This window comes from Massilia sp. PAMC28688 (assembly GCF_019443445.1).
Lineage (GTDB): Bacteria > Pseudomonadota > Gammaproteobacteria > Burkholderiales > Burkholderiaceae_D > Telluria_A.
The window spans coordinates 3,710,830-3,723,712 of record NZ_CP080378.1 but is presented as its reverse complement, the minus strand read 5'-3'; the positions used below and the strand labels follow the sequence as shown (position 1 = coordinate 3,723,712).

At 63.9% G+C, this 12,883-nt stretch carries 15 protein-coding genes and 1 tRNA gene; 4 read left to right on the top strand and 12 right to left on the bottom strand.

Going from position 1 to position 12,883, the window contains the following annotated elements:
• Positions 1–4: 4 nt before the first annotated feature.
• The 8 genes from KY495_RS16760 to KY495_RS16725 all read right to left on the bottom strand — a co-directional run bounded on the left by KY495_RS16760 (position 5) and on the right by KY495_RS16725 (position 5,393).
• A complete protein-coding gene (locus tag KY495_RS16760; RefSeq protein ID WP_219880512.1) occupies positions 5–1,258 on the bottom strand; it encodes an NADH-quinone oxidoreductase subunit D in 1,254 nt (417 codons plus the stop codon).
• A complete protein-coding gene (locus KY495_RS16755; protein WP_219880511.1) occupies positions 1,258–1,851 on the bottom strand; it encodes an NADH-quinone oxidoreductase subunit C in 594 nt (197 codons plus the stop codon). Before KY495_RS16755 ends, KY495_RS16760 begins: the two co-directional genes overlap by 1 nt.
• Before the next feature lie 3 nt (positions 1,852–1,854).
• Positions 1,855–2,331: an NADH-quinone oxidoreductase subunit B family protein gene (locus KY495_RS16750; RefSeq protein ID WP_073213022.1), complete on the bottom strand. Its 477-nt coding sequence runs from the start codon at positions 2,329–2,331 to the stop codon at positions 1,855–1,857.
• A 3-nt stretch (positions 2,332–2,334) separates the two neighbouring features.
• Positions 2,335–2,694, bottom strand: coding sequence for an NADH-quinone oxidoreductase subunit A (locus tag KY495_RS16745; protein WP_219884290.1), 360 nt, complete (start codon positions 2,692–2,694; stop codon positions 2,335–2,337).
• A 177-nt stretch (positions 2,695–2,871) separates the two neighbouring features.
• A tRNA-Leu gene (locus KY495_RS16740) sits at positions 2,872–2,956 on the bottom strand.
• 150 nt (positions 2,957–3,106) lie between these two features.
• The gene (gene secG / locus KY495_RS16735) at positions 3,107–3,535 is read right to left on the bottom strand and encodes a preprotein translocase subunit SecG (protein WP_219880510.1); all 429 of its coding nucleotides are present in this window, start codon (positions 3,533–3,535) and stop codon (positions 3,107–3,109) included.
• Between the two features lie 58 nt (positions 3,536–3,593).
• Positions 3,594–4,352, bottom strand: coding sequence for a triose-phosphate isomerase (gene tpiA / locus KY495_RS16730; RefSeq protein WP_219880509.1), 759 nt, complete (start codon positions 4,350–4,352; stop codon positions 3,594–3,596).
• 51 nt (positions 4,353–4,403) lie between these two features.
• The gene (locus KY495_RS16725) at positions 4,404–5,393 is read right to left on the bottom strand and encodes an NAD(P)H-quinone oxidoreductase (RefSeq protein WP_219880508.1); all 990 of its coding nucleotides are present in this window, start codon (positions 5,391–5,393) and stop codon (positions 4,404–4,406) included.
• Between the two features lie 205 nt (positions 5,394–5,598).
• Between KY495_RS16725 and KY495_RS16720 the strand changes: the two genes are divergently transcribed.
• Positions 5,599–6,225 (top strand): PEP-CTERM sorting domain-containing protein, encoded by a 627-nt coding sequence (locus KY495_RS16720; protein WP_219880507.1) that lies wholly within the window; start codon positions 5,599–5,601, stop codon positions 6,223–6,225.
• A gap of 106 nt (positions 6,226–6,331) precedes the next feature.
• On the opposite strand, the gene KY495_RS16715 is transcribed toward KY495_RS16720, so the two are convergent.
• From KY495_RS16715 to KY495_RS16700, 4 genes are all read right to left on the bottom strand, one after another.
• Entirely contained in the window at positions 6,332–7,324 is a 993-nt protein-coding gene (locus KY495_RS16715; RefSeq protein WP_219880506.1) for an amidohydrolase family protein, read from the bottom strand.
• On the bottom strand, positions 7,321–7,932 hold the full coding sequence (locus KY495_RS16710; RefSeq protein WP_219880505.1) for a tetratricopeptide repeat protein: 612 nt from the start codon (positions 7,930–7,932) through the stop codon (positions 7,321–7,323). The genes KY495_RS16715 and KY495_RS16710 overlap by 4 nt, the downstream gene beginning before the upstream one ends.
• 34 nt (positions 7,933–7,966) lie before the next feature.
• The gene (locus KY495_RS16705; protein ID WP_219880504.1) at positions 7,967–8,734 is read right to left on the bottom strand and encodes a GIN domain-containing protein; all 768 of its coding nucleotides are present in this window, start codon (positions 8,732–8,734) and stop codon (positions 7,967–7,969) included.
• Between the two features lie 92 nt (positions 8,735–8,826).
• Positions 8,827–9,009, bottom strand: a complete 183-nt coding sequence (locus KY495_RS16700) for a hypothetical protein (protein WP_219880503.1) — start codon at positions 9,007–9,009, stop codon at positions 8,827–8,829.
• Between the two features lie 166 nt (positions 9,010–9,175).
• Between KY495_RS16700 and KY495_RS16695 the strand changes: the two genes are divergently transcribed.
• The 3 genes from KY495_RS16695 to KY495_RS16685 all read left to right on the top strand — a co-directional run bounded on the left by KY495_RS16695 (position 9,176) and on the right by KY495_RS16685 (position 12,875).
• Positions 9,176–10,462: a GMC family oxidoreductase N-terminal domain-containing protein gene (locus tag KY495_RS16695; protein ID WP_219880502.1), complete on the top strand. Its 1,287-nt coding sequence runs from the start codon at positions 9,176–9,178 to the stop codon at positions 10,460–10,462.
• A gap of 281 nt (positions 10,463–10,743) precedes the next feature.
• Positions 10,744–11,283, top strand: a complete 540-nt coding sequence (locus KY495_RS16690) for an FxDxF family PEP-CTERM protein (protein WP_219880501.1) — start codon at positions 10,744–10,746, stop codon at positions 11,281–11,283.
• 197 nt (positions 11,284–11,480) lie between these two features.
• Positions 11,481–12,875, top strand: a complete 1,395-nt coding sequence (locus KY495_RS16685) for a pitrilysin family protein (RefSeq protein WP_229518337.1) — start codon at positions 11,481–11,483, stop codon at positions 12,873–12,875.
• Positions 12,876–12,883: the final 8 nt, after the last annotated feature.

The following is a 12,883-nucleotide window of genomic DNA, read 5'->3' as shown; positions in this document are numbered from 1 at the left end:
ATACTTACCGGTCGATACTGCCGAATACGATGTCCTGGGTGCCGATGATGGTGACGGCGTCGGCAATCATGTGGCCGCGCGACATTTCGTCCAGGCTCTGCAGGTGAGCGTAGTCCGGGGCGCGGATCTTCAGGCGGTAGGGCTTGTTGGCGCCGTCGGACACGATATAGATGCCGAACTCCCCTTTCGGATGCTCGACCGCGGCATACGCCTCGCCCGGCGGGACGTGGAAGCCTTCGGTAAACAGCTTGAAGTGGTGAATCAGCGACTCCATGTTCGACTTCATCTCGGTGCGCGAAGGCGGCGCCACCTTGTGGTTGTCGGTCATGACCGGACCCGGGTTGGCGCGCAGCCAGGCAATGGCCTGCTTGATGATGCGGTTCGACTGGCGCATTTCTTCAATGCGCACCAGGTAGCGGTCGTAGCAGTCGCCATTGGTGCCGACCGGGATATCGAAATCCATCTTGTCGTACACGGCGTAGGGCTGGGTCTTGCGCAAGTCCCAGGCCACGCCCGAACCGCGCAGCATGGCGCCGGTAAAGCCCATCGCTTTCGCGTCTTCCGGCGAGACCACGCCGATGCCGACGGTACGCTGTTTCCAGATGCGGTTGTCGGTCAACAGCGTTTCGTATTCGTCCACGTACTTGACGAAACGGTGGCTGAAGTCTTCCAGGAAGTCCAGCAGCGAGCCCTTGCGGTGTTCGTTCAGTTCGTCGATGGCCTTGGCGCTGCGGATGATCGATGGCTTGTGCTTTGGCATCGCGTCCGGCAGGTCGCGGTACACGCCGCCCGGGCGGTAGTAGGCCGCGTGCATGCGCGCGCCCGACACCGCTTCATAGGCATCGAACAGGTCTTCGCGGTCGCGGAAGGCGTACAGGAAGGGACCCATGGCGCCCACGTCAAGCGCGTGCGCGCCCAGCCACATGAGGTGATTGAGCAGGCGCGTGATTTCATCGAACATGACGCGGATGTACTGGGCCCGGATCGGCACTTCGATGCCGAGCAGCTTTTCAATCGCCATCACGTAGGCGTGCTCGTTGGCCATCATCGACACATAGTCGAGACGGTCCATATAGGGCACTGACTGCAGGTAGGTGCGGGTTTCCGCCAGCTTTTCGGTGCCGCGGTGCAAGAGACCAATGTGCGGGTCGGCGCGCTGGATCACTTCGCCGTCGAGCTCGAGCACCAGGCGCAGCACGCCGTGCGCTGCCGGGTGCTGGGGACCGAAGTTCAGGGTGTAGTTCTTAATCTCTGCCATTATTTCATCCCGTAGGTTTCTTCGCGGATCACGCGCGGAATGATTTCACGCGGCTCGATCGTCACGGGTTGGTAGATGACGCGCTTCTGTTCCGGGTCGTAACGCATTTCGACGAAGCCGGTGATCGGGAAATCCTTGCGGAACGGATGGCCGATGAAGCCGTAGTCGGTCAGGATGCGGCGCAGGTCGTTGTGGCCTTCGAACAGGATGCCGTACATGTCGAACGCTTCGCGCTCGTACCAGTTGGCGGCGCGCCAGATCGAGGTGATCGAGGCCAGCACCGGCATGTCGTCGTCCTGGGCGAACACGCGCACCCGCACCCGGTGGTTCAGTTCGGTCGAGAGCAGGTGGACCACGACCGCAAAGCGCGGGCCGTCGTACGTGCCTTCGCCATAGGTCGAGTAGTCCACGCCGCACAGGTCGATCATGGTGTCAAAGCGGGTGGCGGCATTGTCGCGCAGCGCCAGCATGGTGGCGGCGTAGGCGGCGGACTTGACCACGACCGTGATTTCGCCCAGCGCCAGCTTGATGTCGGCGCCCTCGCCCACCACATTGGCCAGCGTCGCGGCCAGGTTTTCGATTTTGCTTGTCATAAATTAGCGAGCGATGGTGTTGGTGCGCTTGATCTTGTTCTGCAGCTGCAGAATGCCGTACAGCAGCGCCTCGGCCGTCGGCGGGCAGCCCGGCACGTAGACGTCGACCGGCACAATGCGGTCGCAGCCGCGCACCACCGAGTACGAATAATGGTAGTAGCCGCCGCCGTTGGCGCAGGAACCCATCGAGATGACCCAGCGCGGCTCGGGCATCTGGTCGTAGACCTTGCGCAGGGCCGGGGCCATCTTGTTGCACAGCGTGCCGGCCACGATCATGACGTCGGACTGGCGCGGGGATGGACGGAACACGACACCGAAACGGTCCATGTCGTAGCGGGCAGCGCCCGTGTGCATCATTTCGACCGCGCAGCACGCCAGGCCGAACGTCATCGGGAACATTGACCCGGTGCGCGCCCAGTTAATCAGCTTGTCTGCCGTCGTGGTGACGAAACCTTCGTTTAATACGCCTTCAATTGACATGGCTTATTCCCAATCAAGGGCACCTTTCTTCCAGATATACCAAAAACCGACCACGAACTCGGCGATGAAGACCATCATCGTCACATAGCCGGACCAGCCCAATTCCTGCATGGAGACGCCCCATGGGAAGAAAAACGCCGTTTCCAGATCAAACAAAATGAACAGGATCGCTACCAGATAGTAGCGGACATCGAATTTCATGCGGGCGTCTTCGAAGGCTTCGAAACCGCACTCGTAAGGCGACAGCTTGGCCGCATCCGGCTTGTTCTGGCCCAGCAGATAGCCCAGCACCTGCGGCACCACGCCGACACCGATGCCCACCAGGATAAACATTAAAACGGGGAAGTAATTTTCGAGGATCACGGATGAGCCCATATTGAATGATCGGTTGATAAACGCTGCGCAGCGACTGCGCAGGGCCTGGTTGCGCGATCCGGGCATCGAGCCTGGCACCGTGACCGCAGCGACTGATCTCGTGAAAAAGCCAGCTCAGATCATGAGTTACCACTCAGTCTCCTTGCTGGCTTCTTCTTGCATTCTTGGTGCCGACGGCGAGACTCGAACTCGCACAGCTTGCGCCACTACCCCCTCAAGATAGCGTGTCTACCAATTTCACCACGTCGGCATTGAAGTCCGCTATTGTACATTGTTACAGTGCTGTATTCAATGCGAACTTGCGATATAACAAGGATAAAACTTAAAAACTTTGATTCTTTTTACCGCTGGCCGCATGCGCGGCGCTACTGCTGTATTGCTTGCCTAAATGCCGGGCAGCTTACTTGGCCGGGGCCGGTGCAACAGCCGGCACGTCGGTGGTGGCCGGGGCAACCGTGGCCGCCGGCGCCGGGGGCACCGCTGCGGCCGGCGCCGGTGCTACGGGAGCGGCCTGGGGAATGGCAGCCGGACCGGTAACCGGTGCTGGCTGGGCCGCGCGCTCCATGATGCCGCCATCCACGCCGGTGTCGCGCTCACTGGCAAAGTTGGCCAGGATCAGGGTCGAGACGAAAAACACGGCTGCCGACGCGCCGGTCAGCTTGGACATGAAGTTCGACGAGCCGCTGGCGCCAAACAGGCTGCCCGAGGCGCCCGAACCGAAGGCAGCGCCCATGTCCGCACCCTTGCCGTGCTGGAGCAACACCAGGATGATGATCGCCAGGGCGGAGATAACCTGCACAAGAACAACCAGATTTTGCAACGAGTTCATTTCAATTCCATTCCAGGGTTAACTGCGTTTCTAATTACTTGTCGAATGACCATTGCGCTTACTGATCCGGCGCGCTGCCGGCCGCGATGATCGCCAGGAAGTCGGACGCCTTGAGCGCCGCGCCGCCGATCAGGCCACCGTCAATGTCGGGCTGCGCCATCAGTTCGGCCGCATTGTCCGGCTTCATGCTGCCGCCGTACAGGATCTGCACGGCCTCGGCCGCTTCCTTGTTCTGACCGGCCAACTGCGCGCGCAGCTGCTGGTGCACTTCCTGCGCCATCGCGGGCGTGGCAGTCTTGCCGGTGCCGATGGCCCACACGGGCTCGTAGGCAATGACGATATCGCTCATGCGCTCGCCAATGGCGTCCAGCACGGCCTGCAGCTGGCCCGCCACCACGGCGCTGGTCTGCCCTGCTTCGCGCTCGGCCAGTGTTTCGCCCACGCAGACGATCGGGGTCAGGCCCGCTTCGAGCGCGGCGACCGTCTTGTTGGCCACCAGTTCGCTGCTTTCGCCATGATAGGCGCGCCGCTCGGAGTGACCCACAATGACGTAACCGCAGCCAACGTCGGCCAGCATCGATGCCGACACTTCGCCGGTATAGGCACCGGCAGCGTGCGCCGACACATCCTGCGCGCCCCAGCCGATTTCGCTGCCCGAAAGCAGCGCCTGGCACTGCGCCAGGTAAGGCGCCGGTGCGCACACGGCGCAGTAAGCACTGTTCTCACCGAGGCCTTCGGCAATGCCAGCGAGCAGGCTTGCATTCGTTGCAAGGCTGCCATTCATTTTCCAGTTACCTACGACGAGTTTGCGGCGCATACCAATCCAAATTTAATTAACCCGCTATTTTAACTCCCGCGCGAGGGCTGGTCAAACAATAGGCAAAACCTGGAGCATGATCTTGCCGATATGGGTCGACGTTTCCATCAGCGCGTGCGCCTGGGCCGCCTGCTCCAGCCCAAAGGTGCGGAAAATGACGGGACGGATCTGGCCGGCTTCGATCAAGGGCCAGACTTTTTCCTGCAGGCGCCAGGCAATGGCTGCCTTGAAGGCGACGGGGCGCGGACGCAGGGTGGAGCCGCTGATCGACAGGCGCCGGCGCAGCACCTGGCCCAGGTCCAGGGTGGCCTTGGCGCCGCCCAACAGGGCAATGAGGGCAATGCGGCCATCGTCGGCCAGGCAATTGATTTCGCGTGCGATGTAGTCGCCGGCCACCATGTCGAGAATGACATCGGCGCCCTTGCCCCCGGTCAGCTCCTTGACCACGGTGACGAAATCTTCCGTGCGGTAGTTGATGCCGCGCTCGGCGCCCAGCGCTTCGCAGGCGCGCGCTTTCTCGTCACTGCCGGCGGTGGCAAATACGCGGTGACCGAGGGCAGCTGCCATCTGGATGGCCGTCACGCCGATGCCGGACGTGCCGCCTTGCACCAGCAGGGTGTCGGCGCCGGACAGGTGGGCGCGGTCGAAGACATTGCTCCAGACCGTAAAGAAGGTTTCCGGCAGCGAGGCCGCTTCCAGGGCGGACAGGCCGGCCGGTACCGGCAAGCATTGCTGCAGGGGCGCCGCGCAATATTCGGCGTAGCCACCGCCCTGCACCAGTGCGCACACCAGGTCACCCTTTTTGAACGGGCTCCTGGACAGGTCGCCGTCGACTATCTCGCCTGCCACCTCCAGGCCCGGCAGGTCCGAGGCGCCGGCCGGCACCGGGTAGTGCCCCAGGCGCTGCAGCACATCCGGACGGTTGACGCCGGCCGCATGCACCCTGATCAGGACTTCGCCGCTTGCCAGCTGCGGGAGGGGACGCTCACACAGCTGCAAGACTTCCGGACCGCCTGATTGCTTGATTTCAATCGCACGCATGGTTGCTCACGTCAAAACCATGATTGTACGGCGATGGCGCGGCGCGCGTGTTTTCCGCGCGCGTCAAGCTGGATGTCGGGAAACCTTACATTCTATATAGGCAATTGTTATTATGAATTTTCAAGTAATTGATTTTTAAAAAGTTTTTCTTTGTGGCATGCTAATTGCTATCCCGTATGTACACCATAACAATCAAGGGGTTTCCATGAAAAAGTACATTATTGCAGCGGCCCTGTGCGCAAGCGCAGCCGCATCCTCGCACGCAGCACCCGTCACCGCTTTTGAAGTCAGCAACGTCAATGCCTACACCAATGGCAGCTGGGCCTTCGGCGAGCGCTTCACCGTGGGCGCGGAAGACATCAGCGTGCTGTCCCTGGGCGCCTACGATGCAGGCGGTGATGGTTTTGTGACCGCCGGTGGCATCCAGGTTGGCCTGTATCTCGAAGGCAGCAACACCCTGCTGGCATCGACCAGCGTCCAGAGCGGCGACACCCTGAACGGCTTCTATCGCTACGCCTCGGTGGCACCAGTGACCCTGTCGGCCAATACCAGCTACCGCCTGGTGGCAGTGAGCGGCTCGGACGCCTACACCTACACGTCCCCGGTCACCAGCGCCCCTGGCCTGACCTGGCAAGGCTACACCTACTGCTCGAGCACCAGCCTGACCGGCTCGTGCAGCGCATGGACCGGCACCGATACCACCTGGATGGGCAACTTCCAGTATGAAATCGCCGGCCAGATCGGTGAAGTACCGGAACCTGCAAGCCTGGGCCTGCTGGCCGTTGGCGGCCTTGGCCTGGCCATGGCACGCCGCCGCAAGCGCGCCGCCTGATAGTTCTGGCAGCATGCACAAAGCCGCTCATTGAGCGGCTTTTTTTTGGTGCCTGCCGGTCGCCTTCCTTTGCCCCAAGGTGGCGGCGGAACCCGGCATTGCCGCCTCAATCCTGGCGCAGGTAGGGCGCGACGTTGGTGGCAATGGTGCGCAGCTCGGCTGGCGTCAGCGGCAGCTTGCTGAACGCTTCCCACGACTGGCGCGGGCGCAGGTTGGTGCCCACGGCCGCGTCGGTGCCGTACAGGATGCGCCCCACCCCGGCACGGCGGATGCGTTCGACCAGCTTGGCCGCATGGGCCGGCGCAATCTCGGCGTCAGCCACCGACGCCACATCGAACCACAGATTGCGGGTGCGCGGATCGCGCGCCGCGGCAGCATCGGCCATGACGGCCATGGCCGCGTCCGATGGCGGGTCATCGTAGCCGGGGCCGGTGCCTGCCATGTGGGCCAGCTGCACCGGCACGTCCGGCACCAGCGGCATGAGCTGCTCCAAAAACACCCTGGCCTGGTCCGCGCCGTACGGCCGCTTGAGTGAAATCGACGCGCGCATGTGGACAATCAAACCCATGCCGTGCCCGTTGGCGGCGCTGAAGAACTGCTTGAGCTTGGCCATGTGTTCCGGCTTGTCCACTTCCACGTCCGAATTGCCAAAGTGGAGCTTGATGGCGCGGCCAAAGCGCGCCTCGCCGGCGCAGCGCGCCAATTCGGCCAGGGCGTAGTCCTTGAGCGGATTAACGCCGCACATGGCCTTCAGGCGCCCGGGGAACTTCTCGGTTTCTGACAGCGTCCAATCGTTCTCGGCCTTGACCTTGTCGTACTCGTTCTCGATCTTGCGCTTGGGGCTGCCATACATGTAAGCCACCGACAGCACGGCTGCGCGCCGCGTCCCGGCCTGGTCGAGCAAGCCCACAATATCGGCCGCACCCAGATAACTGGGACTGCCCGGCGGCAGGCCCACCACGGCCACAATTGCCGGGCTAAACAGGTGCTGGTGATGGTCGGCCAGCGGCGCCGGCGCGTTCGCCGCCTGCGCCAGGACCGGCGCCATGCTCGCTGCCAGCGCCGCCAGGATGGTCCACTGTGTCAAACAACGCCTCATGCATTTTCTCCGGTACGTGATCGGGTGGGTAAGGGGGTGCCGGGGCGCCACGCTCGCGACATGCCGAGCGCCTCTTCGATTTGTTCGGGAGTCATGCGCTTGGCGATCTCGGCGCGCTGCTCGAGCGCACTGGTGTTGCCGCCGGCGGCGGCCAGGCTCCACAGCATGTAGGCGAGCACTTTGTCCTGGGGCAGCCCGGCCGCGTGATAGCGGTACATCAGGGCCAGTGCGTGCTGGGCCCCGGCATGGCCTTTTTCGGCGGCGCGCCGAAACCAGGCCACGGCCTGGCGCTGATCGGCCGCGACCGCATTGCCCGTGTAATACATGGCGCCCACCACATACTGGGCGTCGGCCTTGCCCTGCTCGGCCGCCTTGCGGTGCCAGTGCAGGGCCTGGCGGTAGTCGCGCGCCACGCCGCGCCCCATGTAGTACATCAGGCCCAGCAGATGCTGGGCGTCGGCGTGGCCGGATTTGGCCAGCGGGGTGATTTCCTTGAGCGCGCGCGCGTACTGCCTGGCGTTGTACGCCTGGGCGCCTTCCTTGAAGCCTGCCCATGCGTTGCCGGCAAGGCAGATTGCGATGGTGACCGCAACAAATAGTGTTTTCATGTCTCGGTGTCGGGGCCAGGGTGCCAGGGTCGCCTTACTTCCAGTTGACCGAGCCAAGGCCATTGACGTTGACGCTGCGGGCCACCGGCTTGCCATGGACCGTGACCGATCCCATGCCGGACAGATCGAGCCGGACGTGCTGGCGCGCCCATACCGTGGCATTGCCCAGGCCCGACAGGTCGAGCTGGGCACTGTCGACCGGGAAGTGCCTGGCGTCCAGGTTGCCAAGTCCGCTCAGGCTGGCCCTGAGCCACTTGCCGCTGCCGCGCAGGCGAAGCACGCCGGCGCCGCGCAGGTTCAGGTCGATGCCTTCGGCCATGGTGCCGTGGATCTCCATGCTGCCCACCCCGCCCAGCACGGCGTTGACCAGGCGATAGGCGCAGTGGACCTGCATGGCCCCCGCACCATCGAGCTTGAGGTCCAGTTCGTCGCCGGAAAAGCCATGGATCTCGGCCGTGCCGACGCTGTCGGAGGCCACTTCGCGCAACTGTGGCAGGGTCAGCTCGGCGCGCAGCAACTGGCGCCGCGACAAGCGCATCACGCTGCCCTCGGTGGCGATGGTGATGGTGTCGCCCTCGACCTGGGTGCTGGACCTGGCCATCAGTGCCTGGTCGCCCGAGATGACCAGCGTGGCTGCCGGCCCCTGGCGCAGCTTGAGGTCGACCAGGCCTTCGAGCTTGACCCGCGCCACGCGCAGGTCCAGCGTGCGCGACTGCGACACGGTATCGTCGGCACCGGCCAGGCAGCCCCCGGACCAGCCAAACACGGCCAGCGCCAGCACAAGGCGGGATAAATACGTCATACACTCTCCGGACAGCGATTGCGCTATCGTTATCGTTGCAAATTCACGCGCGCTGGTGCTGACACTACCAGCATCACGCGGGGTTTTCCAGATTATTGTGCGGCAGCTTTTTCCGCAAGCGTCAGGCGGCTGGCGCTGATGGTGACGGCCTGCACCTTGCCGGACTGGACGCTTGACTCCGTGGTCACGGGGCGCGAGGCGGTCGCAATGCCGCTCATGCCTGCAAGGGCCAGGGCGGCGACAAAGATGGCTTCCATGTTGTTGGCGATGTTCATGATGGTAATCCCGAAGAAGTGTGCGCGCTGGTGCGCCGATGTAGTCACTATAGCCACGCCGCCCGCGCGCCTCCACCGGATTGCGACGAACTGCATTTTTGGCCACCCAGTCGACGAAAAGCGGGGATCAGGCGATACTGGCGCACTTTCACCTTGCAGAGCTCCCATGCCCGATCCGGTCACCCCAGATTTCTACGACGCCATCGTGGTGGGCAGCGGTCCGGGCGGCTCGGCCGTGGCGCGCGAACTGGCCTTGCGCGGGCGCCACGTACTGATCCTGGAACAAGGCAGCGCAGAAGCGGTGACCGGCACGCTGGGACAGATGGCCCGCTACGCCGCGGTGCCGGGGCGCGGCGCCTTTGTGCACCGCGACGCTTCATTGCTGGTCCAGGGCACGGGCGCCGGCGGCAGCTCCACCATCAATTTCGCCACCGCGGCCGATCCCCCGGCAGCCATGTTCGCCCCGCTGGGCGTGGACCTGGGCCCCGCCCTGGCCGCACTGCGCGCCGAGCTGCCCATCGCCCCCCTGCCCGACCAGCTGATCGGCCCCATGGCCACGCGCATTGCCCAGGGCGCGCGCGAGGCCGGCTTCACCTGGCACAAGCTGGAAAAAATGATCCGTCCACAGAGCTGCCGCAGCGGCTGCTGGCGCTGCGTGTACGGCTGCCCTTTTGGTGCCAAGTGGAGCGCGCGCGACTTCATTGATGAAGCGTGCCGCCATGGCGCCGTCCTGATCGATCGCGCCCGCGCCACGCGGGTGATCATCGACAATGGCCGGGCGGCGGGCGTGCAGTACACGCGCGGCGGCCAGCAGCTGCAGGCGCAGGCACCGCTGGTCGTCCTGGCCGCCGGGGGCATCGGCAGTCCACGCCTGCTGCACGCGTCCGGCATCTGGCCCCGCACCAGCCCATTCTTCAGCGACCCGGTGGTGGCCGTCATGGGTAGCGTACCCGATGTGGAGGGCGGGGCCGAAGTGCCCATGGCGTGCGGCATGCGGCTCGATGCGCAAGGCGTCTCGCTGGCCGACCTCACCCTGCCGGCACCCATGTACCAGGCGTTCGCGGCGCAGGTGGGCCGGCTCGACCGCCTGTTTGCGCACCGCCGCACGCTGTCGATCATGGTCAAGATTCGCGATGAGATTTCCGGCAGTACCGGGCCGCGCTGGGCCGACAAGACCCTGCAGGCGCCCGACCGCGCCCGCCTGGCCCTGGGCATCGGCATGGCGCGCGACATCCTGCGTGCCTGCGGCGCGCGCAACATCTTCAAGACCTGGCATTTCGCCGCCCATCCCGGCGGCAGTGTGCGCATCGGCCACGGCGTGGACGGCAACCTGCGCACCCGGACCGAGGGACTGTATGTGTGCGACGCCTCCGTCATTCCCGCCGCCTGGGGCTTGCCGCCCACGCTCACGCTGCTATGCCTGGGCAAGCGGCTGGGCCAGGCGCTTGCCTGAGTTTCTCCTGTAAAGATAGGAATTATCCTACATCGGTGCACCCGAGTATCCATTCCGTTTACTAGCGGAAATGACAATGGACGCCGTCCCCTATGAACGGCGCGCCTTGCCTGTTCAGCAGGCATCTTCTCTTTACTCCTTGCAATTTGCTACAAGTTGTAAGCAGGCGGCCTCATCCTCCTTGCTGGACCTGGCGGCGATGCTACATTGGCACCCGCAATGCTACACTCACTTGCATAACCCCAGCCTTCGTCTGAAGGCCCTCATTGAGGTGTCAAACCATGAATAAATCCAGAGCCTTCCTGTCTGCGATCGCACTGGCCTCGGCCACGCTGATGTCGCAGTCAGCTTTTGCGGGACCGATCGCCAGCACCACGACCGATATCACGCTGGTGGACAACAAAGCGTCTTTTGAGCAAGTCCTCACCGGCGGCAATGCCGGCGCGACCTTCCACAACCGCTATCAATTCACGCTCGGCGAGATGGGCGACTTCAACGCCGATCTTTCGCTCGGCAACGGTGCCAACAAGAGCCTGAGCATTACCGGCTTCACCCTGCTCGACAGCAAAGGCAACACCGTGGGCAGCTCCACCGCTGCCGGCACCGGCTGGCTGCTCGATGTCGACAACCTGGCATCTGGCAGCTACACGGTGCAGGTCAGCGGCGCGCTCAGCACCAATGCCGCAGGCAAGTACTACGGCAACCTGATGCTGGGACCATCGGCCATTGCCGCCGTGCCGGAACCGGCTCCGGTGGGGCTGATGCTGGCCGGCCTGGGCGTACTGGGCTTTAGCGTGCGGCGCCGCGCCAGGTCAGCCTAACTGCCTGCGCGCCCCATGCGGGCAGCACGCCTCAACACCTCAGCCGCCGGCGCCCTGGCCCCGGCGGCTTTTTCATGCGGGGAACATACATATACGATAGTTGCTCGGCAAGGGGCGTCTTCGGTTAAGATTTCCCGCCGGGCGAAGCGAGAACATTGCCCGAACCTTTCCAGGCCACTTTAGAGGTACACATGCACATGCGTCAGATTACCCTGTTACTGGCAGGTCTGTCCCTGTCGCTCGCGGCCAGCGCCGCCAGCGACAGCTGGAAGATCCCCGTCAGCGTCAAGAAACTCGATAACGGCCTGACCGTCATCGTCTCGCCCGACCACTCGTCGCCCACCATTGGCGTGTCGGTGGTGTACCACGTGGGCATGCGCCTTGAGCCGAAGAACCGCACCGGCTTTGCGCACCTGTTCGAGCACCTGATGTTCCAGGGAACCCCGAATGCACCGAAGGGCGTGTTCGACAGCACCATCACCGGCGGCGGCGGCCGCAACAATGGTTCGACCCGTCCCGACTTCACCAATTACATCGAAGCGGCGCCGGTATCGGCAATCGACTCGATCCTGTGGCTCGAAGCGGACCGCATGAAGACGCTCGACTTCAACGAGAAAACGCTGAAGAACCAGCAGGACGTGGTCAAGGAAGAGATCCGCGTCAACGTCAAGAACCAGCCCTATGGCGGCTTCATGTGGCTCGACATCGGGCAGCTGGCGTTTGACAAGTGGGAGAACAACCACGACGGCTACGGCAGCTTCAAGGACCTCGAAGGCGCCACCGTGGAAGACGTGCGCGCCTTCCACCGCGATTACTATGGCCCCAACAATGCCGTGATCGCCATTGCCGGCGACGTGACGCCGGCCAAGGGCTTTGCCCTGGCCCAGAAGTATTTCGGCGCCATCCCCAAGCGCCCCACCCCGCCATCGGGCGACTTCAGCGAGCCGCTTGGCACGGCTGAAAAGCGCATCGAGCAGCAGGACACGCTGGCCCAGGTGCCGGCCGTGGCCGCCGCCTGGAAGATGCCGGCGCGCGGTAGCCGCGACCAGGCCCCGATGGCGGTGCTGGGCGAACTGCTGGCCGGCGGCGACGCCTCCACCATGTACCAGGGCCTGGTCAAGGGCCGCGAGCTGGCGCTGAACGTGAACAGCATGTTCGGCCTGGTCAGCCCATGGGAATACGACGGCCCGACCCTGTTTACCATCTTTGCGCTGTACAAGCCCACCACCACGGCCGACGCGCTGCTGGCCGCCATGGACGAGGAAATCGCCAAGGTCGTCAAGAACGGCGTGGATGCCGCCACCCTCAAGCGGGTCAAGACCCAGATGCTGGCCGACTGGTACAACTCGCTCGAGAGCTTCATGAGCCGCGCCGACACCGTCGCGCGCCTGCAAACGGTATGGGGCGACGCGAATGTGGTCAACAAGGTGCCAGGCTGGATCGAAGGCGTGACCTCGGCCGACCTGCAGCGTGTGGCAGCGACCTACCTCACGCGCGCCAACCGCACCGTCATCGACCGCAAGGTCGCACCTAAAACCGCACCTGCAGCACCGGCCGCCCCAGCGCCAGTGGCTGACGCTGCAAAGAAATAAGGAGCGCA